General features: G+C 33.1%; 13 protein-coding genes. 4 read left to right on the forward strand and 9 right to left on the reverse strand.

Annotated elements, in window-relative coordinates; all coding sequences use genetic code 11:
• Positions 1 to 340: 340 nt before the first annotated feature.
• On the forward strand, positions 341 to 3583 hold the full coding sequence (locus FOL89_RS01180; RefSeq protein ID WP_144281019.1) for a dsDNA nuclease domain-containing protein: 3243 nt from the start codon (positions 341 to 343) through the stop codon (positions 3581 to 3583).
• A gap of 296 nt (positions 3584 to 3879) precedes the next feature.
• On the opposite strand, the gene FOL89_RS01185 is transcribed toward FOL89_RS01180, so the two are convergent.
• The 6 genes from FOL89_RS01185 to FOL89_RS01210 all read right to left on the reverse strand — a co-directional run bounded on the left by FOL89_RS01185 (position 3880) and on the right by FOL89_RS01210 (position 15915).
• Positions 3880 to 5262: a PDDEXK family nuclease gene (locus FOL89_RS01185; RefSeq protein ID WP_144281020.1), complete on the reverse strand. Its 1383-nt coding sequence runs from the start codon at positions 5260 to 5262 to the stop codon at positions 3880 to 3882.
• Positions 5263 to 5318: 56 nt separating this feature from the next.
• Positions 5319 to 6158 carry a hypothetical protein gene (locus FOL89_RS01190; protein WP_144281021.1) on the reverse strand — a complete coding sequence of 280 codons (840 nt, stop codon included), beginning with the start codon at positions 6156 to 6158 and terminating at the stop codon, positions 5319 to 5321.
• Positions 6152 to 9985 (reverse strand): NACHT domain-containing protein, encoded by a 3834-nt coding sequence (locus FOL89_RS01195; protein WP_144281022.1) that lies wholly within the window; start codon positions 9983 to 9985, stop codon positions 6152 to 6154. The genes FOL89_RS01190 and FOL89_RS01195 overlap by 7 nt, the downstream gene beginning before the upstream one ends.
• 450 nt (positions 9986 to 10435) lie before the next feature.
• Positions 10436 to 14314, reverse strand: a complete 3879-nt coding sequence (locus tag FOL89_RS01200) for a hypothetical protein (RefSeq protein WP_144281023.1) — start codon at positions 14312 to 14314, stop codon at positions 10436 to 10438.
• 107 nt (positions 14315 to 14421) lie between these two features.
• Positions 14422 to 14877, reverse strand: coding sequence for an SDR family NAD(P)-dependent oxidoreductase (locus tag FOL89_RS01205; RefSeq protein WP_144281024.1), 456 nt, complete (start codon positions 14875 to 14877; stop codon positions 14422 to 14424).
• 123 nt (positions 14878 to 15000) lie between these two features.
• The gene (locus FOL89_RS01210; protein ID WP_144281025.1) at positions 15001 to 15915 is read right to left on the reverse strand and encodes an AEC family transporter; all 915 of its coding nucleotides are present in this window, start codon (positions 15913 to 15915) and stop codon (positions 15001 to 15003) included.
• A gap of 112 nt (positions 15916 to 16027) precedes the next feature.
• Between FOL89_RS01210 and FOL89_RS01215 the strand changes: the two genes are divergently transcribed.
• Positions 16028 to 16558 carry an FUSC family protein gene (locus tag FOL89_RS01215; protein WP_144281026.1) on the forward strand — a complete coding sequence of 177 codons (531 nt, stop codon included), beginning with the start codon at positions 16028 to 16030 and terminating at the stop codon, positions 16556 to 16558.
• A gap of 17 nt (positions 16559 to 16575) precedes the next feature.
• Complete coding sequence (locus FOL89_RS01220) at positions 16576 to 17421, forward strand: AraC family transcriptional regulator (protein WP_050022038.1); 846 nt, start codon at positions 16576 to 16578, stop codon at positions 17419 to 17421.
• Between the two features lie 97 nt (positions 17422 to 17518).
• Here FOL89_RS01220 and FOL89_RS01225 read toward each other — a convergent pair whose 3' ends face one another.
• The 3 genes from FOL89_RS01225 to FOL89_RS17675 all read right to left on the reverse strand — a co-directional run bounded on the left by FOL89_RS01225 (position 17519) and on the right by FOL89_RS17675 (position 20804).
• Positions 17519 to 19150, reverse strand: coding sequence for a Na+/H+ antiporter (locus FOL89_RS01225; RefSeq protein ID WP_144281027.1), 1632 nt, complete (start codon positions 19148 to 19150; stop codon positions 17519 to 17521).
• Positions 19151 to 19232: 82 nt separating this feature from the next.
• Positions 19233 to 20507, reverse strand: coding sequence for a hemolysin family protein (locus tag FOL89_RS01230; RefSeq protein ID WP_144281028.1), 1275 nt, complete (start codon positions 20505 to 20507; stop codon positions 19233 to 19235).
• 108 nt (positions 20508 to 20615) lie between these two features.
• Entirely contained in the window at positions 20616 to 20804 is a 189-nt protein-coding gene (locus tag FOL89_RS17675) for a hypothetical protein (RefSeq protein WP_228444837.1), read from the reverse strand.
• A gap of 608 nt (positions 20805 to 21412) precedes the next feature.
• Here FOL89_RS17675 and FOL89_RS01240 point away from each other — a divergent pair.
• A complete protein-coding gene (locus FOL89_RS01240) occupies positions 21413 to 22945 on the forward strand; it encodes a DUF6377 domain-containing protein (protein WP_144281029.1) in 1533 nt (510 codons plus the stop codon).
• The last annotated feature ends 154 nt before the right edge of the window (positions 22946 to 23099 follow it).

Raw genomic sequence — 23099 nt, forward strand, 5'->3', positions numbered from 1 at the left:
TTCTGGAATCAAAAGTAAAAAAATACTCCAATTTGGATTAAATTGGAGCATTTTGGCTGTTTGTGAACTACACAGGACTTACCTCAAATCATTTATTAGCAGATATTGATAATATTTTGAAGGTGTTAAGTGATATTTAGGTGGAATTAAAGAAATTTTGATGGGTAGTTAATGTATCGGATATATACCAAATACTAACATTTACAAAATCGAAACTTATCCGTTGTAATCCAAAATTTCCACAGAAAGCTTGCTAGGTACTGGAGATGATGACCTTATGGCATATTGTATAGCGTATTTTATAAACTAATAGGTTTATATTTGCTAAAACTAAAATCTAATGAATCTATCTAAACTCTCCATATTTAGTAAAGACACAGATGCTGTGGAAACTGTAAAGGGATATGAATATCAAAAATTAAGGACCCTTCAGACCTGGCTTATCAGTTATATCGAAAAAAAAAATGAAGTAATTTATTGTGATTATCAGGAGGATATTTTTTTAAGAAATCTTGACAACTGGTCCTCAAGATTTATCCAATTGAAGCTATATTCATCAAAAAACTTTTCATTTTCAAGCGTTGAGGTGAAAAAGGCTATTAGTCATTTTTTTATGCTATTTGTTAAAGGCGAGTATAAATTTGATGAGATTGAATTCGTTTTTGAGACAAATGCTGCTGTTGCCAGCACATATAAAGGAAATGATGCTGAATTACTAAAAGAATGGGAAGATAATCAAAATGAAATGTCTGTTGACCTGATTAAAAGATCTGCGGCAAAAGTTAAAGAGATTGTACTGGAATATGTAGAACCATTTGGCATTAAAGAGAAAGATCCCAAACTAGCAAAAGACTTAGCCGACACGAAAATTGTTGTGGGCGAACTGCCTGACAGTGTATGGGAGGATTTTGCAAAAACAATTCATTGGAATTTTGAAGATATTGGTGCAGATCAAGCAGTGCAAAGAGTGATTGAAGATATTTATATGCACATAGAGGCTACAGGGTTTTCCTCTGCAAAATCAACAAGGGAGGGTGTTTTTGCAAGCTTATATTATAAAATATCTGAAAAGTCAATTGACAGCGATTCAGAGCAAAGAAAACTTGACCATCATTTGCTGGATTCAGTGTTGCTTTCCGCAGGAGATGAAGATGACAAATGGTATGGGGAGTATTTTAGTAGTTGGCGTGTGGTGGAAAACATAGAACATTTTCTTGCAGCAGAATTTTATCAGGTATTACATGCGGCTGATTATTGCAAAACAACAAACTATCTGACTCACCACGCCGACATGTGGATAAAATTGCTGAACAAGTATATCAATCTAACAGAAACTCCAATTGTTTTCAAGCGAAATGCTATTTATGAACTTTTATGGCTGAAATTTAATGGATACAGCTTAACTGTGGAAGCTGGCAGTTTGTCAGGCTACGAGGAGATGGTCAGAGGATATTATTCAGAAATGAATAATTTTAATGATCACGAGTCACTCGAAGCTGCCTTAAATCTGCTAGGAGTTATAAAGGCTGCCGTCGCTTTTGAAAAGCTAGAAGTCGCAATTGAAGAGATTGAACGTTGGGAACAAAACTTATATGAACTGGTTGTCGAAAATTTAGCTTCGGCCGAAGATCCAAGTCAGTTATGCTATTTTCATGAACTTTACGCTGCCCTTTTGTTACAGCAAATTACGAACGGTGATAACGAAACTATTGAAGAAATCTTTACTCAGTACAAAAAAATAGCCAGTATTGCTGAGGTTGCGCGGACTTACGACATAGTTCGCTTAGGAAGCCGTATTGATATATATATTAAGTTACTAATAGATTATGAAGCAAACTTTGAAGTCATAGAGAGGTTGGAAAACTTCTCTGATGAACTAATGCCTTTGGTGAACAAGCTAAAAGGAGATTTTTCGACCGCAAAACTTTATTCGCAACGAGGTTATAAATATTTACATTCGAAAGAGCCTAAATCGATACTTCGAGCATTAAATTATTTCCATCGTGCAAAAGAGTTGTATCTAAATGACGGTACTATGGAAGGCTATGTTGTGACACTCTTATCCATTTCACAGCTGTATTCAGCTACTGGCAATAATTATGCAGCGAAATTTTATGCGTTAAGTGCAATCTGGCAGGCAACCGAAAACGTAAAATTACATAAACGTATATCCGATGGCTTCGGGCTAATCTTGCACTATGATTTTGAGCAAGGAAATTGGTTTAATTGCCTTGAGGTTTTTAGGTTATATATTAATTCGCGTTCAGAGTTTAAAGATCCAGTAATTGATACAACTGCTGACGGTTTGTTGCAGAAATCAATTGTTACTATTTCTTCAATTTTGTCACTGCTTCCCAGACTTGTACCAGAATCACAATCCGCTATTGAAAAGGAAATACATGAAATGGATGAACTCTATATAGCAGAAATTAAACACCTAAAAGAAGCTGCTGATGCAATGACCATTGAGGAGTTCACACTTTTCATAAAAAATAAATGTTTGGATGAAGTTGTTAATGATGCAGGTAAGATGCGTACAATTAAATTTAAGGCCTTAGGTACAGTCTGGATTATAAGGTTTGAAAATAAATGGCTTGAAAGTAGTGTTGGAGAAGAGTTAGCAGCAACCATACAAGTGATTCTTCTTCAGTTTGCGGTTTCCAAGAATGATATTCATTTTTTGAAAGGTGAGGTAAATATAGAAATTATTCTTTCAGATCGTTACAGAGCTCCGGAACAATTACCCTCTAATGAAGTATACTCCTGGAAAATATTTACAAGAGCAATTATAGAGAAAATTCCAGATGAAATCAAGGTGCAAGCTTCTGCTTTGACGCATTCGATTAAGCTTATTCTTGATCAGCTGTCCTTGTTACCGGAGGAAGAATTTATAAAAGAATTTGAACGTTTCTTTCGTGAGGAAAATCTTGCAGGTAAAACTTTACCTGGCTACTTGTATCAGAGATTATATCGCGATTTGTTTCACAGGGATACTTTTGTCGAGCCCGCTAGGATGTTCTATAGTAGCGAAAGAATTATTCCAGAAATTATTCAATCTCCTGCCTTAGCATGGGAGGATAGTCTAAGTAGTAAATATTCACTAAGCAAATCATTAGATCTTATAGCAGGGAGGTATAAAAATATGGTTAAAAAAATGTATTTGACCATTGAGCACATAAAGAGAGATGAACGATATAATGATTTCTTGACAAGATGGAGAAATGATGGTTGGTTAGACTGGCAAATTGTTCTGGCAATGTATAATCATATGCTGAATTATAAAACGAACGGGTTCGTGAGAAGAGGTGAATACAACTCGGAGGAGGAATTTCAAAAAGCTTTTCACGAGGTTTTTTTCGAATTACGAAAAGCAGATGAGAAAGATGTTTATGTTGAGTTTGACTTAGACTTTTTCAGTGACAGCGACTTTGAATTTCAGCTAAATAATGTGATGGTGTTAATTCTAAAAAATTGGGATTTAGAAAATAAAAGCCGTTTTCCTAATTTTAATTCCTTGAAAGAATTTCTTAATAGTCGTTTCAATTTCGGAGCTGACGATATAATTGAAGATAGTCCTCTCTAACCAATTTTTTACATAGATAATTCCTATCTACGGTTTATTATGCCAAATCTATGATTATTAACATCGGGGAACACATCAGCATCTTCTTGTAAAAAAGATATAGCCTAAAAATACTATCTTAAAGAAAAGAAATTTTTAAAGAAAATTTGCGATACCGTGCGAGTGATTACAGTGGGAAGTCAGGAGAAATGAGAACTTACAACGAAAATTGTGAGCCAGCAAGCACACGCCAAAAAAAACACGTTAAAAGCATGCCTTTACAAGATTATCATAAACAACGGTTGTATTTTAAGCGTTTATTCAGGTAGAGGACGCTCCCAATGAACGATGTCATCTGCCGTATCTCCATCTTCAGGTACCACTAGAAGTCTACGGTTTATTGGTGGGATCGGATCAATATATGGAGTCAGGGACTGCACTGTTTCGTCAAAAATCCAATCCTCTCTGACTGTAGAGTATGACTGAAAGAAGTGACAAAAAATCCAACTTAGTTTGTGATCTGCCGGATTTATGCTTTCAGTAGAAGACTGAATTTTTTTCAATCTTGCACGTTCTACAGCAGGGCCATCCAAGGTTTCCATACCTATATGTACGACCGAGTTGTACCCGTATTCGTCGCTTGCAAACTGTTCAGCAGCTGAATGAACTTGTCTGATAATATCTCTGGCTTTGGCGTGAATAGTTCCTTCAGCATCGCATGTCCAGAAAACTCCGAATGCGTTTGCTATTTTATCCACGTACAGATTATTTATTTCTCCATCACCCAGTCTAAAATGCATGGCCTTAGTTCCACAGGAAAAAGCCATGTTATCAACGGCTTTCCCCCCAATTAATATGTTCATTTGAGGCGAAGTATTTTTGACCGAATACTTTGCCAGGTGTTTGTTTGCTGCCAGCAAATCAACATAAGAGAATACGATAGTTACCTGTTCATTTGAAATCTTATGACCAGAACTAATACCGTCAAGCTTTCCGCTTAACAAATCTTTTAGATAAGTATCGGGCAGACTTTTTAGCTCGACATGAAATGTAATATCCAATAATAAATTTCTTTGAAGAAGGTCGAGGTTGATATGTGACAACATTGTCTGACGCTTAGTCGTTTCTGCGTAAGTGTACTCCGAAGTTTTAGATTGTCTTTTACATTCGATATGCCATACTTCACCATTTTTTTCTGCTATAAGATCTGGAGTTTTTCCCACCTTTTTTTCTTCAAGAAAGGATACATCGTATCCATTTTTTTTCCAGAGCAGGGCAACTAAAAATTCAAAAAGCAGTACATCAGCTTCCGCTGTTCTTTTTTTTAGCAATTCGCGTACTCGTTTTTCAATGCCTGTAATACTCTTCAATAAGTCGAAATCTTGTCCCATACGTTTGAAAATTGGCATTACTCTGGCACCTTGGAAATACTCATACTTTTGAGGTTCGTGGATGAGCACGTGTATCAAATAAAGATACCAGCCAATCACATCTTTTTTTATTGCAAGTAAGGTACCTTTTGTTAAAGATTCTAAGGGAGGCTGAGATTTTATTTCGTATGTCAGCAACCTTTCGATTTCTGTTTTTCTTTTCAACCAATCTGCGGGAGAAATGAAAGACATAAACCAATTATAGCTGTTTATAATGTCATGATCATCAAATTTTGGGATGCTATATGCATCTATAGGTGTTCTAATCATGTAATAAAATTAATCATTTCGGGTTAATGGCTTCAGTATCCCAATAGGTTTAAACATTACGCAGGTAGGTCTGTGGAAGCATTGATTTTGGTTGTAATTGCTGTGAAAAACTCTGGAATAAGTCGTTTTAGATTTTCAATTATATTTTTAGTAAACTCACTGACACTTAAATCAGGAGATGCTGATGTAAGCGGCAATTCAACGTTGCTTAATTTATACTCATAGCCATCGCTAAACAAATTTTTTGCATATCCATGGATGAATCTGTTTCTGAAAATACTTATAGTTGGTAAATAACGGGTAAGAAAGATAGTATGTGTTTGCAGACATGACGAGATAGGATCAGTATCAATACGGTACTTTAAACGTTGAAGGTATCCCAGCAGTTCAATGAAATTTTCCATAGTAATACTTTGAGGCTTGTTTTTCTTTGTATGAATGGAAACTTTTTTTACTAAGGTTTCTGATAGATATACAAGATTCTCTAAAATAGAGGATGTAAATAAAATTATATTTTGAAACTGATAATCAATCAATTCCTGGTAGAGCACACGTGTGTCAACCTCAAAATATTGCTTGATTTCTCCGTCGCTACTTTGAAAAAAGCGATGACTGCTGATTGGGAGGTTCGCTGTGGTTGATGTCAAAAGATCATGATCAAGCTCATCAAAATAAAGATGATATATCATCTCGCATTTCCTAAACTTGTTTGTAATTGCCTGAAGACGCTCATCAATCAATGCTATTTCAAGTTTATAATTTTTATGTATATCATAATTTATAGTATCGGTTAGATTGTCCGAGATGCGGCTACTTGCTGAAAAATATAAATCATTGCGTTCACGGGAAAACTCAGATAAAATAACTGTCTTGGATGATGAATTCGGTGTTACCATGTTTCGTTGTCGTGATCACTTATCTGATCAATTTGGTTGTTTAAGTTTTTTAGAATTTCCTTGAGAAATTGCTTTGATTCAAAATAATCCGGTAGCTGGGTAATTTCTCGCGTGAGTAAATCACGGAGCTCGATATCAACCTGAAATGGCTGACCCGGAATACCTGTTTTTACGCCCATAGATGTTATTGCATCATAGAGAGCATATCTAGTATGTCTTAACAAGTCAATATCCTGATCTTTTAAATAAATTACTAAATCAAAGATTTTAATGACTAAGGCTACAAGTTTGGAATCCTTCGAGTGGAAAATAGATAAGCTATCTGCGATTCGTGCTAATGAATTTAAATTATCATTAAATTTTTCAATTAACCGATCATAAATGGCATAAACTTCATTTGTAATGACTTGTTGTGGCTGAATATATGATAGCATATCTTTTGCATAAAAAAGATGCCCTCCATCTGCGTCAAGTTCTATATACCAGTTAAGTGCCAGCTCAAACATTTGTAAATTCTTTGCAGGTTCTTCCTCAAATAAATTTGAATGTTCTGCTGGTGGAACAAAATCGTAACCCATAAGAGATTTTGTTTCGATTACAAGCTGCTTTTTATAATTGAAACGTCTTACTAAATATTCAAACACTAATTCAACGTCGTAATGTTTTAATACGGAAACTAGTATGCGCTCAATTTCAAAGGAGAGGTAGAAGCGTATTGTATGTTTTAGTACTATAGTTTTAATCAAATCCTTTGATGCTGTGCCGTTATCAGATAACCAGATAAAGAATATTTCAGCATCTCTTTGGTGCACTCTTCTAAGGTAGCTGCCTATAATATTCTCTGTTTGTGGATGTTTAAATGCAATGACAGTTTGAAGTCCGCCCGCAAGCGCCTGATTGTTTTCAGAACGTCCCTTTTCAAAAATTTTTATAATTAAATCCGCGTCCTTCTCAGATATAATTGCTGTTCCTGGGATTCTATTTCCGTAACTATTTAAGATAACATTATCTGCCTGCCAAGTATCCAAAACTTCCAATTGATTGATACGGCTCCAATATTTTTCTTGCAGGTTTTTTTCGAAATATAGCGTCGATAATATTCCACTAGCATACTGATAGTACAAGGGTGACTTAATTTTAAAAAGGTAGTCATGGAAATAAATAGCATACTGTGTATGCTTTTGCAGGAGATTTCGCAAAAATTCCCAAAAGTAGTGTGGAGGATAGGGCTGAGGCTCCAGAAATTTTCGCATAGCAACAGCAAGTTCTTGCTCATTGAAAGCACCCACAATATTATCGCATTCTTCTGCGATATAGTTACGCATATCGTCACCTTTTAACGATAATATTACTGAGTTGCTAAAAAGCTGAGACAAGCGCTCTGCCAAATTTTTTGGTTTCAGTAGATTTTTAATTCGAGTAATTTGCGGGATAAATTCTTCTGAAATATTCCATTTAATGAAATGGGAAAGTCTCTCTAATACCTCCTTTTGCTCCAATAATTCAAAGCCCGCAGCATTATTTTCTAAAAATCCCAGTACTTGCGCTATTTCTGAATTATCTTGATAAGCTTTAGGGTTTCTATGAGAAGCGAAAATTCCGCGTATAATATCCAATATTGCCTTTAATGTTTCTAATTTATATTCAGATAAATCTGATAATTGATAATAATAAATAAATAGCTGTATAGTCTCCAGCCTAAACATTTGAACACTCTCACTGCGGGGAAGAGCATATCTTGTGATCGATAAGGAATCACGATCTGTAGCACTAGGTTCGTAAACAGTAAAGTCCAGGACTAACATCTGTTTCAAAATTTCTCGGATAAGGAAATAATTAGCTACATTATCTTCTGGTCTATGCTTTAACCGCCTTATAAAATAAAACTGCCTTTTTAATTTGAAGTTTTCAACTACATCTTTTTTAGAATATGAATAGATTCCAGAGATTTTACTATCGTTGGTGAGTTCATAAAGTTTAAAAATCTGGTCAAATACAAATCCATAAAACTCAGAGAACGAAAGGAGGCTTGATAATATGCTGTTTATTTTATTGCCAAGGGCTTCAGTAAAATAATTCTGGTACCTTAAATTAGCCTCAAATTCAATCCTTACCGGATGACCCTCTTTAACTATGTTGTCAAGATACAGGTCAACGGCACGCTTAGCAATTTCTGGCTTTACATATATGATTTTTCCAACCGTATTGAGAATACGACCGATTATTGAAATTTTCATTTCAGTGGTAATTGTCGGATCGTCTATTACAGCAATCCAACCAACGTATTCATTAAGAGTATTATTTAATAACAAGCCCTTCCCACTATCTCCCTCGTCTACACTACTTAGATTTATGATAATATTATCCAATTGAGCGCCGAACGACATGATATAATTGGAAGCATCAGTAGCGTTTATATTCTCTAAAACTATATCACTATAGTAATCTGGCCTGATGCTTTGCTCATATCTGCCGCTTACAAAGCCGTAATCCTTCAATAATTTAAGAGCAAGAATTATTTCGGGACGTGCTATGTCGTGAAGACCACTAAGTTTTTCAATTATATGTTGATCGTCAAAATTGAATGGTTCAATGAGAGCTATATTCTCAAGTAGACGTTTGGAGCGAAGTTTACTTATGTTTGCCATTTTGCCAAGTTCCAAATGAAATTCATCAAAATAATTGGCGACATAGGATTTTAAAAAATCGTTCTGCCGGATAGTTTCGATCCTCGTATTATTGAATATGGCTCTTAAAATTGCCACAATAAGTACTGGCCTGCCATAGGAGATGTTTATCAATTCACGGATGTGGTGCCAATAAGGGCCTTTTTCTAGATATGGTTTGAAAGCGGCTTTTGTTTCATGTCTATCGAGGGTAGTCAAATTTACCTTTAAAATATCATCCTGGTCAAATTCTCTTATATCCTGAAGTGACTTTGATGCTTCCATAGAGCGTGCTGTTAATAGAAGCTTTACTGTTCCTTTCGAAATTTCCGCAAGCTTTTTCAGGTCTGCAATAGAATTACTATCATAGCTGTGAGCATCATCAACTAATATAATGAAATTGCCTTTCAAAGAAAGTGAGTTTTTTATTCGATCAAAATCTATATTTTTACTTGCTAAAACCAAAGGTTTCCACTCTGTTTTTCTATCCACATATTTTTTAAAAAACTCTATTACTAAGCGTGTTTTGCCTATTCCAGCTTCGCCTTCAACAAGTGCAATATTTTTGTCCGAATCAAGAAAGTTAGTTAATTCTGTGAGTCTGGCATTTCTTCCAATAAAATTATTAGACAATGTGTTTGGAACAAAATCTGTTGCTTCAAGACCTTTTCTAAAAAATACCTGATATTCTTGTAGTTGTGCAGTTTCAAATCCTTCATCCATCCATATAGAAAGCAAGGGATGTCTTAAGAACAAGGTATGGAGCTTTGCTCCTTCCCATATTAACATTTTGGTTGTAAGAGAATTGTTGTGTACATATGATTCAAAAGTAGATTCAAGCTCCGCCAGTTCCTGGGGTAGTAGCTCTACGTTAGTCATCAAGACAAAAAAATCTTCCCCTTTTAATTTTTCAACTTCAGAAATCACATCACGTTTCAATTGGTGGAAGCCTTGCTTTCTTACTACTTTGTGAAATTTAAATTGAAAGCGCCAGTTACCTTCCATACCATCATACTCACCTGTATAACTTGCATCAATACCACCGTCTCTACCGGGTGCAGAAAATGGTTTAACTTTTTTACCGACTTCGAAAGCTAAAAGTGCATTGCAGAAATTTTCAAACTCTTTGGAGTCATAATTAGCCCAATCGATTGTATTCATTAATAGTGCTTTGTAAATAATTGGTGATAACTTAATTGTCCCAAATTCAATAATCATATCATGTCCTCTATGTTTTTACATATCCAGCATCTTTATCATGATTTGGAATGTGGATTATATGGGTAAGATATAGTAGAGAGTGTTATTATTGTAAGCTTTTAAGATATCACGCAATTGAACGTTATTAGTTATATAAATGTACAAAAAAAAAGAAAGCTCCAGCCAAAAAGACGCACAAACATATTTATTGTAGTACGGATTTTCTTTTAGAAATTTTGTTATTTTTATTTGGTCGAGCATTCATTTAATCAATAATGCAAATCAATTGACGTCAAGATAGAAAAATAAGATATTTTAGCTGTAAGTACTTATGTAATGAATCACATGTCCTTGGCTTATTATAACTGCTAAGTCATTATTATTTACATATATGAAATTGTTAATTTAAGATTATATATGTGATATAATTTGTTGTTGTAGTTCTTGAGATATGTCTTCAACGTGGTAAGTATAATTTGATTCTAAACCTTTTCCAATGAATTTTGTAAAGCTTTTGGATGAGACGTTTAAAGAATTTAAACTGTTTCTAATTTCCGATTCGAGGTTAAGACCTTTCAACCATTTCATTTCAATAGAGGAATTTTCATTTAGATGTCTTTTAAATTCTGACAACTTCCATAACGTAATCAAAATTTCAAATTTCTTACCCAGATCGCCATTAACAGATTTTTCCGGAAGTAAAACTTCTGGCAAATTTTTTAATGTTTTTTCTTCAATTGTAACAGGAAGTGCAGGAAAATTGATATCAATATTTTCAGCGCCGGTTATTAAGTTATCATAAGCATTAATGAGTTCTTTATTTATTCTGAAACCACTAACTGCTATATTATCTTTTACACTGATAATCGTAATAAATTGATAATCCAAATCTCTCAAAATACCTAATGAGAATAATAAACTTTCCAAGCTCTGGGTATCAGAAAAATTAAAATCGATTACTCCAATTGTCAAATAAGTAATGGTGTCAGTTTCTTCTATTCCATTAGGATAAACGAATTTAAAATCAGAACTTGCCTCAATTATTGCTAAAGAATGATTGAGGTCATCAAGTTTAGCGTTTTTAGCCTTCATCCACCATTCTTCAACAGCCTTTCTCCCAACTGGAACAGGCATTTTATCTTCTAAAGGTATTTGCGATAAATAATATAAGATTGAAGCATATAGTCTTTCATAATGTATATTTTCTTCTAAGCAAATGCTCTCCGAGTCAAAATAAGCTATTGTTTTATTTTCAATAGTTCTAAACGCATTTTGCAGTGCTTCTAAGTCAAAATAAACACCTTTGAAATTAATTAATGCCAATCTTCTGTCTTGTTCTTTCTTTGGTAGGAAAATATTGAATATTTGACTATTAATATTTGTAAGGGAACTAATCCACGAGCCTATTTCTTTTTCGCCTTCGACAGCATTATTTTTTTCATTATACTTTTTATAAATTGGATATTTTTTCTTAAGCTTTATAGTGTTGTTAAGAAGTTCTCCTTTCTGCTGTAATTCAGTGACATTTTTTTGAATTTTATTCTTGTTGCCTTCTGATAATCCGTCAATCATCCGTGTAACAATTTTAACCCATTCCAAAGCTAATTTTCTAATGTTTATTATTCTCTCTTGCCAACTGTAAGCAGAAGAGTCTAAATACATTTTCTGTATTTCGTTATACCAAATCTGGTTGAGATGAATGTCAAAAGAATTCCCAATTGAAGCCGGAGTCATTCGTTTACGTGCATCATCTCTAACTGTAGTAGTCATTTCTTCAGAAGGAAACGGGAACATTATTCCCTCAGTGCAATACTCTTCATAAAATGGAAAGAATTCAAAAATATCCTCAATCCTAGATACACTCAAATTATTGGCGTGTTTTGAATCTTGATCAAATAGAAGATATTTAATATTAATTTTATTCCCAGAGTCCTCTATAATAATAGAATTAGTATTGACTTTAAGATAACTGAAGAGCGTCTCTTTATTTTTTATTATGAAATCATTATATTCAACAGGATCAGTTAATTGTAAAAAAGACATCAATTCTTTCGCTTCACTAAAATCCATTTTTATTAGCTCATCGATACTGATATTGTTGTTGTTTATTGACGGAATATTAAAGACTATTTTTAAATGGCTAAACCATTTTACCAAAAAGCCAAGACCTTTATAAGAAATAATAGCTGAAGAACGTTTTTGCAAATTTAATTTTAAAGCGTTTGTAAATATGACCACATCAGAATTTTCAAATTGATATTTAGGTAATCTTTTCTTTAAATCTGATAATCGTTTAAAATTAGCTCCTTGCTCACCAAGAATATTTGACATTTCCTCCAAGGTATTCAGTTCAGAGAAAGGAGTAGAGGTTACAGAAAATAACTCTATACCTCCTATATTATATGCTTCATCAAATTCTAATCTGTTTTCATTCAAATATCGATGCGGTTCAGCGTGCATAATGCCATCAACAGCGACTACAATATTTTCTAATGAGTCTTCTGAAACTATTTCTGCTAATGTTTCGTAAAATTCGTTCTTATAGTTTTGATCAAGCAGAAAAGGAATATTATTAAAGAAATCCTGTTTATAGTCATCAGTAATAATCTTAAACAGGTTTTTAAGAGATTCCTCTACAGATATATTTTTGTGCAATAAATCTTTTAGGTGTTGAGATCGAACAGGATGTAAGCCTTCTACAAAATGACTATCAAAATTTAGGAAATATTCTTTTTCCAATTCATTTAATAACTCACCTTTGTCTTGTTCGAATCCTATTTCCGTTTTTACATAACTAAGTAATTTTGTTGTTTTTAATTTAATATTTAAACAATCCGCAAGAGAAATCATTCGTAATATTTCTAATTTTGCTCCTGAATTTGCTAGATAGTTTATTTGTGCTGAAAGTCGCTCTTCGATCATCTGACCTCTTGTGAGAAGATATGTATATTCAATCAGTAGTCCTTTTGGATGAATCTGTTCCCACACAGGTTGCCATTTTTGAATATCCGGATGTATTTTCTTTTTTCTTTTTAATTCTTCAAACATTTCTCTGGCTTCAGCCATTGATAGTGATATATCAACAGTAGTTAGGTTAATTCGTGAAATGTCAGCACCAAATCTAAACCAATCTTCTTGTCTGGTCGTAAGTAGATATTTTACAGGAAAATCGCTTGTTGTCGAAACTATTTCAAACCACGATTCTACTAAAGTATTTAATCCATCTATAATTAATAAAGGCTTTTCACCAATTAGAATTCTGGATTCCAAAAATTCTGCAATGGAATTGGCTTCATTGTAGTCCTTACAGCTTCGTAATTCATAGATAGAATAATTGTTTTTTTCTTTTAGATCATATCCCGTTTGCCACGCCAAGGTAGATTTTCCTTGCCCGCTTGAAGATCTAACTACAGTAACATCTGATTCAAATACGCTATCATAAACTTTTTTTTGCCAAATCTTTCTTTTTACGGGTAATCCTAATTTGATATGAGCGGGTCTTGCTGCTTTTCCATCATAAAAATCTTCTGTATTATGACTTTCAGTAATATCATATGAAACTTTGATGATCCAATTATTTAATATAGCATTATTAACAGGTGCTTTAGAGTAAGAGTCTTTTATATCCTGAAATAGGGCAATAATATCAGTATTAGTTACTGTAATTCTATTTTTTGACCAAATAAAGACATTATAAAATAATGATCTTAAAAATTGAAGTTCTGTTCCTTTGTTTATTCCCCAGTCCTTAAATAATGAAATCAGAATATCATTGAACAATTCTGTCGATGTTTTATATTCAAATGAGATATTTGATAATAGATCATTATAGTTTATGTTGTATTTTAATGTGGTGAATTTTGTCTGCCAGAAATCAGATAAATCCTTTTTATGCATTAAAGAGTGAAGGTTTCCTTTAGCAATTTCCATATTATACACTAACTTAAATTTGCTGTTAGGACTAATTTCAAAAGTTTCAGCGAAATTTTGTAATACTCCTAAATCCCAAAAACTTCCGGCATCCATTTTATTTACAGATGATTTAACTTGAGTATATAGTTGACCATTAAGGATATTTTGAGAGGTATTTAAGTCAACATCCTCAATACCCTCCATTGTTATTGATTTTTCGGAACTTCCTTTGAGTTCGTTAAGTATTAAATAAGATGCATATAATATTTGATAGTAGATACCTCTAAAATTTACTGAACCTCCAATTCTTTTTTTTAGTAAGTTTTCTAATTCTTCGGTAAACTTATTTAAAGTAGGTGCTTTTTGTGCAGTGTTCATAATGAGTATTAGTTAGGGGTAATTTGAGATAGTATCTACACAAAAATAAATCAATTTTATATGAAATTTTTATGGAAATCCGTAATTGAAATCAAATTGAGTTGATTCTATAAATATATTCCCATTTTACCTGCTATGGAAGCTGTATTGATTATTGCTCCGCTTTTTTGGGGCTTCATTACCTCCAGAACAGCCTTGGTACAAATAAATACACCTTTTGCATTTACAGAAAGAACCCTGTCCCATTCCTGCTCGTCTATCTCTTCTATACTGCCAATACCAACAACTCCTGCATTATTTACTGCTATATCTAAAGTTCCAAAGAAAGCTACAGTTTCACTCACAGCACCTCTTACAGACTGAGAATCTGTTACATCAACAGCTAAAGCCAATGCTTTACTCCCGAGCGCTTGAACTTCTTCAACTAAGGAATCTACGTATTCTTTTTTAACATCTACCAATGCAATATTTGCTCCTTTTTTTGCAAATGCCAACGCTATAGCTTTCCCTATTCCACCACCTGCGCCTGTTATAAATATTGTTTTGTTACTGAATTTTCCCATTTTATTTAATTTGTTAAAGTTAATTATTTATACATTAAATTTACGCCAAATCTATGAAAGGCGACTTGTATAATCATGCTAAAAAGATGTATAAAAAAAATATTTTTTTGAATATAAAGATCACTAAGCTATCAATAAGTCTATAATAATATTCCAAAAGGCAGTGGTGATAAATCCGACGAGAATACTGATGCCAATAATAAGGTTGATCAGTCTGGAATTTAGCCTGAACTGCTCAGCAATAATGCTGGATGTTATTAAAGTCGGCATAGCTGCTTCAAAAATACTTATACGAGCTACATCACCTTTAATACCTATCAATAATGCTATAATTAAAACCAGTGCAGGAGCAATCATCAGCTTATAAAGCATGGTCATAGAAATTTGAGAAAACTGCTGTTTCCACCCTTTGAATTTAAGTTGCAAACCAACGGAAAACAGTGCTAACGGACCAACAGTTGCCGCAAGCTTTTCGAAGAAAGGTTCCGCTATGCTCAGGTCTATTACCCTGGAGAGCAAAATTGCACTGACACAGCCTATAAATGGAGGAAAGGTGAGTAGTCTTTTTACCAGAACTGAGGCCTTGATACCTTCTGTATCAGTACGATTTCCCTTGATGGCGCATATAATTCCTGCTGTTGACAAAAGGACGAACATCACCTGGTCGCAAATGATCGCTATGCTTAAATCCTGCTCACCAAAATAGGCCATAATGAGAGGAAATCCGATAAAGGAGGTATTGCTATATCCGCTTGCCAATTCCAGCGTGCTGCGGGAGCGCTGACTGTAATTTTTATAATGCGAATATAGCTTTACAAAACACCAGCTTCCAAACCATACAATTACTGGCGAAATTGCAGGAAACAGCATTTCACTACTCCATTCAATCTTGGGAATATATTTAAAGGATACTGCCGGAAGTGCAAGATATAAGATCCAGGTATTTATTCCTTTATGTGCATCCTGAGGAATAAGCTTGAAATATCGAAAAATCATTCCCGTAGTTATACAAAAAGCTATCATTACAAAATTGACCATCTTAAAATTTTTATTTTCTGACACAAAATTACTATAGATGTAATGCGCATTACATGTATAAAGACAATATTGATTTGTATATTTGCAGCATCTTATCGTACTAAATTCTGTTATGAGTCCAAAGAATCTTAAATATTATCCTGACACGAGTATTGTCATAAAAGCCGGGTTACTAACAATAGTAATTTTCATCTCTTATTTTTTGGGGCTAGGCATCAATAAGATATTGAGGTTTTCAAATGATTATTTAAGTGGATTATGGTGTGCCGTATCCGCAATCGTTGTATTTGACGATCTTCCCAAAAATGCCAAGAGCTTAATAAAAGACCGACTGCTGGGTACATTTATCGGAGCTCTTTTAACCACTGTTATTATCTATTTTACCAATAATCTTTTTTTGTCCCTCGGTATTTCGGTATTTTTCACCTGCATTCTTATTTCGGTATTTAAATGGACGGGCGCTTTAAAAATTGGATGTATAACTGTTATTATTGTGGGACTTAGCACTCATAATAAAGCTTTTGATATTGTCTGGCAGTTTGGACTGATGCGTTTTTTAGAATCTGTTGCCGGAGGAGCTATATCTCTTATTGCTACCATTATTATTGAAAAGATAAAAAAGAGAAATATTGAGCATACTTAAATTCAGTACTTAAGCATATGGCAAAATTTAAGCAATTCAACGCTTTGGAAATTCTGGACTTTGAAGAAAATGATTTTCACCTGCCCTCACACGGTCAAAATTATTACGAACTTGTATATATTTATTCCGGGATGGGTTTACATCATATAAATCACACACAGCTTTCTTATACAGCGGGAGATATCTTTGTTATTTCACCCGAAGACGAGCATAATTTCATAATGGAGGAGAAAACCCGGATAATATGTGTTAAGTTTACAGATGATTATTTTAGCAGTAAGGATCATTGGAAGCTGCAGGACTATATGACCAACAGCCCTGAAAGCATTATGAGTAATAAAATCCTGAAAGAAGTAAAATTGAATTTTGCTCTTGAGGCAAAAACAATACTTTTACATACAATAGAAAATATACTGATTTATAATAATACCGTAAAAAACATATCAACCTCCCCAATAGTTTTTTATCAGATATTATCTTTATTCGGTATTATAAAGGAGACAATGATCAATATGTCTATCAATTGCAGCGATCATTTACTTGAAAAAGAACAATTAATATCTTATATTCATCAGCATATCTATGAACCGGATATGATAAAAATAAAATGTATCGCATTGCATTTTAATATTGCCACCACATACTTTAGTGCTTATTTTAAAAGAAATTTTCAGATAGGATATCGAAAATATATAAATCAATACAAAATATCACTGATAGAGAAGAGATTAGAGTCGGGGCAATTTACATTAAAACAAATCGCCGATGAATTTGGCTTTATTGATGAAAGCCATTTTTCACATTTTTATAAGAATAACAAAGGAGTTAGCCCATCATATTATGGTTCACTGAAACGTGCTTGATTTTTTGAATTAATCCATAAATCTAGTCAACAAATCATTAAATCAAGCTAAATGTGTTAAACTTATCAAAACTATGTAAAGAGTTATTATATGTTAATTAATTATCAATGATATTCTTTAATTGACTACGAAGCCTTGATTCATCAAGATCCATTTCCTTTTCCAGCTTTCGGATATTTTCTGATACATAAGAACCTTCTCTGTATAATTTCAGCAATATTTTGCGCTTAAACTCTGTCACCATAAGCTGGACATGAATAACCTGTTCAAGGAATGATAGGTCTTCCATCCCATTTTGAGAGCTATGTCTCTCTTCACGAAAATCCCTGCCCGTCAACCAGGCAATTCTCAGTTCGTAAAGTTTTCTAACCTCATTAATACTATCCCCATCTTCTTTTCCATTTTTAAAAGTATCATTAATAAAATCTAAAGCACTGCTGTTAATTAATAAACGTAATTTTTTTTCTTCTTCTACATTATCTGTCTCAGAGCTTATTTTCAATACTTTGATCAAAAGAGGGAGAGTAAGTCCCTGCCCTACCAATGTGACAACAATTACCACAAAAGTGATAAAAAGAATCACCTTCCGTTGATGCATTGGTGTACCATCATCAAGGGTTAGTGGAAGAGCCATTGCAGTTGCTAATGAAAGTACTCCTCTCATTCCAGACCAAGAGATCACAAGTATATTTTTCCAGTCAAAATTCTTTCTTTGCTCTTTATCTAATTTGGTCTCTAGCAGTGATGGAAACCACATCGCAGGTATTACAAATACAAACCGGGCAACAATTGTGACAAGGCTGATAATTAAACCATACTGAATTAAAGAGGAAGTACTATATCCTTCCGTAGTATCCATTAATTCAGATAATTGCAAGCCGATAAGAATAAAAATAATACCGTTGAGCAAAAAAACAATCATTTCCCATATAGAATTAGATTGCGTACGTCCTTGGTAAGACAATACTTCTGAAGATTTCCAAGAGGTAACCAATCCTGTCGTAACCACAGCAAGCACTCCGGAGACCTGAAAATTTTCTGCAATAGGATATGAAACAAAAGGAATAAGCAGGAGAAGTGAACTTTCAACAATTGAGTTGTTGTGTATTCTTTTTAAAATAATACAAAGTAGATAGCCTAATACGAAACCAATTGCAACACCACCGGATACAACCAATAAAAACTGAAGTCCAGCTTTCCAGAATACAAATCCGGTACTTACTGCGGCAGCTAAAGCGTACCTGTAAGCAATAAGCGCGGAAGCATCATTCACAAGACTTTCGCCTTCCAGAATAGTAATAATACGTTTATTAAGCCCAACTCCCTTAATAATACTGGTGGCAGAAACAGCATCAGGTGGAGAAACTATTGCTCCTAAGATAAATGCTACTGGCCAGCTCATTCCCGGAATAAAGTAATGTGCAATCACAGCAACGGATATTGTTGTAAATAAGACAAGCCCCACAGCAAGTCTGGATATTGGTCTTATTGACCTTTTAAAATCTTTCCAGGAACTATTCCATGCAGCCCGAAATAATAAAGGAGGTAAAAAAAGGAGAAATACCATCTCAGGTTGCAATTCAATATGTGGAAGACCCGGGATAAAACCTAGCAGCAAACCTATAAAAACAAGCAAGATCGGATAGGGAATTTTTTTTATCTTGCCGGATATTGCCGAAATACAGATTAATGTGGTAACTATAAAAATTACAGGTTTTAAATCTATCATAAATTAAACATTCAAAATCAGTGTTTTATCACTATTAATTAAAAAAAACCAAATAATACTTTTTAGAGAATGCAGTAAAATTCTAAGGCACTGGCAACAACTCTATTTTTATTTTCTTTATTGAATCAGCCTCCAATTCCATTATCGTAAAGACAACATTATAAAGCTTTAGCTGATCACCAACCTTAAATGATTGATGCAACAACCCTGAAAACAGCTCAGCAATGGTAATATATTTCATTTCATATTCTCTCATCCACTCAAGTGATAATTCTCTCCTGATTCTCTGGAGGTGTATAAAACTATTTGCGATCCATGTATTATCATTTAACTTATAAAAATATTTATGGTAGTCTTCACGTTCCGGCATATCTCCGAAAACACCTTCCATAACATCCTGCATCGTAATAATACCTAAAAATTCAGTCTGTTTTTCCATAACCAGACCAAAGTCGTGATTCTTTTCTTTAAAGGCGAGAAAAATATCCTTAACCAATGTTTCCGGTGTAATTATAAAAGGAGAACGTATAAGGTTCTGCCATGGGATATTAATTTCCAAAAAGAAATCTTTTATTGTAAGCACACCAGTTATTTTGCCTGTTTTCTCGTCAAGTACAGGAAAATGAGAATAAGGCTTACGTTTTATAAAATCAGTCACCTTTATTCTGCTTGCACTATAAGATATTACTTCTACAATAACAGCAGGTTTCATTATTTGCTCTGCGATAAGTTCATCATATGTAAAGATATTTTGATGCAAAACCAGCTCTTCTTCTTTGAGGATTCCCTGACGATAAGCTATACTTAGCATATTCTTTAGATCACTTTCAGTAATTTTCTGATTTTCACCTTTATGTATATTTAGAAGGTTGAGAAGAAAACGTGTATTTAATGTTAACAATTTCACAAATGGAAATGCGATACGAGAAAACAAAACCAATGAAGGCGCTACCCACAAAGATACTTTTAAAGGACTCTGAAGTGCTATGGATTTTGGAAGTAATTCACCAATGATAATCGTAAGATAGGTTATTAAACCTATTCCGAAACAAGTTGTTATCACACGTAACATCACAGGAGAGAGATTAAAATGCCTGGAAACAAAAGGATCAATCATTTCAGCCACAAACTTTCCTCCGTAGATACCCTCAATGATCCCCAATAAAGTAATGCCCACCTGTACAACACTCAGGAATGACTCCGGATCTTTAATCAATATTTTAACCTTTTGTGCAGCAATATTCCCTGAATCAATCTCTTTTTTAAGTTCGTGTTCTTTTACGGCAATCAGGGCAATTTCAGCTAATGAAAAATAAGCATTGAGAAATATCAGTATTAAAATGACTAAAATAATCATACAGTTAAATTTGCTATAAAATTAATTTATTGACTTATTAGATATTTTATAGTATAGTTATGTTGTAATGTAAAAATCTTGGAATGGGTTCAATTTACATCGAGAAATCTATGACCTATTTAATTTCGCAGCTAAGTCAGGTGGCATATTTTCAGCATAAACACCATAAGCATCAAATAAAATTCCTTTTTTTCCCTGTTTAGAACTGATCGCGTATATGCCACCGCTATCATCCGGCTTTGTTTCCCGTTCAAACCGATAGACTTCATCAATACTAAACTGCTCTGGATGAAGCACAAAATTTGACGAAACACGGTTTATTAGCTCACCATCCTTTATTTCAAGATCTTCTTCATAACCTCGTTTTCTTCAATCATTGATTGCTTCGATGAGGCTTTTACAATTTTTCATATTTCAAATATTAATCATTAAAAAATTATTAAGTACAGGGTTTATAGTTTTTTTTAAAAATAGACATATACATATTTTTCTTTAGGGATAATTTTTTAAGAAGAAACTAGGATGTTTCCATTGTGCAATAAATCAAATATAGTGAATTTAGACTATACTATAAATGTAATTAAAATAACATTTACTATTTTAAAAAGACAATAAAAAAAAACTGATAAATATCTAGCAATGATTACTACAATTATCTTATATTTTTTTTAAGATCATATGTATTTTTGCCATTTCAACAATATAATTTATTGTATAATAACTTCTATGATAAAAAACAATACTTTTGTTTTACAAAATTATTCATAGCTGTTATAATAACTTTTAATTAAACATTAATAATGATATATCAATTAGGTAAAAGATTTTTTATTATTATATGCACTGTTCTGCTGTTTTTTTCTTGTAGAGAAAAAAGAACTAAAATTAGTACAAATGTTAAACTTTTGCAAACATTGGATGAAAAAATAAAAGAAAAAAAGAATTATGAAAACAATAAAAAGAAGAGTATAAAAAAACTTAAAAATGAACTGCTAAAGACGACGAATGACAGTACTATTTACGCTATAAATCATCAAATAGTAGAGCATTATTTGGGATATCAGTGCGATTCCGCTTATCTTTATTCTGATAAAAACAAAGAAATAGCAATAAGAAACAATAATAAGCAATGGTTATATAGAAATCTTCTTCAGAGATCCGTATTGCTTTCAACTACTGGACTTTTTGTAGAGTCTAAAGAAATTTTGGATGATATTGATCCTCAAAATATTCCTAAAGACCTACACTTTCCTTACAATTCTGCTTATGAATGTCTTTATTCTAATCTCATAGATTATACAGGTGATGACAATATTTATGGACAAAAATACCGTGAAAAGCTTGCCATATATTATCATTCTGCATATATATCCATGAAAGAAAATGATCCTTTTTATTATCTTTTTTTAAGCCACAAAAACAGGATCAACGGGAATTGGAATGTGGCAAACGAAAATATTGATAGATTTCTGAATGTAACAAAACCAGGAACAAGACTTCATGCAATCGGCAGTTTTTGCAAAGCGGTAATCGAGCAAAAACTCGGGAACATATCTTCTCAGGAAAAATATCTTATCTACTCTGCAATTTCGGATATAGAATCTTCTACCAAAGAGAACAGATCTTTGCAGGAGCTAGCAATTGTATTATTCCAACAAGGTGATACTGAAAGAGCCTATACTTATATACAGTCTGCACTAGAAGATGCTAATTTTTACAATGCCCGTTTCAGAAATATACAGATAGGAAAAGTACAGCCCATTATTGAAGAAACCTATTTAAACACTATCAATACTCAGAACAAAAAACTCTGGACTTCAATATTCTTTATCAGTTTATTACTTTTGGTATTATTAGGCACTTTATATTTTATATATAAAAATCTTAGAACCATTAAGAGTTCCAAAAATGAGCTCTCAAAAATTAATTCAGATCTCAAAATCCTCAATGCAAAGCTTGATGAAGCCAACCACATTAAGGAAGAGTATGTTGCATTCTTCATCAATCAATGTTCCAGTTATCTTGAAAAATTTGACCGATATAAAAAATTAATGTCCAACAGGCTTTTGAGCGGTCAGCTTCAAAAAGTTTCCGAGATGCTCAATAATAAAAAAAATCATGAGATGGATCTTAATGAGTTATATCAAAATTTTGACCAAGCCTTTTTAAAAATATATCCCAATTTTGTGGATGAAGTTAATAAGCTACTCAGACCGGAAGAAAAATATGAACTAAGTTTTGGCACTCTTAATACTGAACTTAGAATCTTTGCATTAATAAGATTGGGGATAAATGATACCCAACAGATTTCTGATTTTCTAAGATATTCTTTACGTACTATTTATAATTATCGCAGTAGAGTAAAGGCAAAATCAGTGGTTTCCAATGACCAATTTGAAATAAAAATTATGCATATAGGCTCTATTTCTGTTCAATAACATTTACTTTTTATTAATTGATAAAATAATTTAAATAAATGAAAATAAACACTTTATAAATTTATTAACTAAAAAAAAGTTACCTAAAACAACCTTAGCTATAAAGTCTTCGTTTCACGATATATAATTGAAATATATTAGCAACATCCAATTA

This window comes from Chryseobacterium echinoideorum (assembly GCF_007474535.1).
GTDB lineage: Bacteria > Bacteroidota > Bacteroidia > Flavobacteriales > Weeksellaceae > Chryseobacterium > Chryseobacterium echinoideorum.

Coding starts and splice junctions, on each gene's coding strand:
- FOL89_RS01180 (WP_144281019.1), top strand. CDS start 341: ATGAATCTATCTAAACTCTCCATATTTAGTAAAGACACAGATGCTGTG.
- FOL89_RS01185 (WP_144281020.1), bottom strand. CDS start 5,262: ATGATTAGAACACCTATAGATGCATATAGCATCCCAAAATTTGATGAT.
- FOL89_RS01190 (WP_144281021.1), bottom strand. CDS start 6,158: ATGGTAACACCGAATTCATCATCCAAGACAGTTATTTTATCTGAGTTT.
- FOL89_RS01195 (WP_144281022.1), bottom strand. CDS start 9,985: ATGAATACAATCGATTGGGCTAATTATGACTCCAAAGAGTTTGAAAAT.
- FOL89_RS01200 (WP_144281023.1), bottom strand. CDS start 14,314: ATGAACACTGCACAAAAAGCACCTACTTTAAATAAGTTTACCGAAGAA.
- FOL89_RS01205 (WP_144281024.1), bottom strand. CDS start 14,877: ATGGGAAAATTCAGTAACAAAACAATATTTATAACAGGCGCAGGTGGT.
- FOL89_RS01210 (WP_144281025.1), bottom strand. CDS start 15,915: ATGGTCAATTTTGTAATGATAGCTTTTTGTATAACTACGGGAATGATT.
- FOL89_RS01215 (WP_144281026.1), top strand. CDS start 16,028: ATGAGTCCAAAGAATCTTAAATATTATCCTGACACGAGTATTGTCATA.
- FOL89_RS01220 (WP_050022038.1), top strand. CDS start 16,576: ATGGCAAAATTTAAGCAATTCAACGCTTTGGAAATTCTGGACTTTGAA.
- FOL89_RS01225 (WP_144281027.1), bottom strand. CDS start 19,150: ATGATAGATTTAAAACCTGTAATTTTTATAGTTACCACATTAATCTGT.
- FOL89_RS01230 (WP_144281028.1), bottom strand. CDS start 20,507: ATGATTATTTTAGTCATTTTAATACTGATATTTCTCAATGCTTATTTT.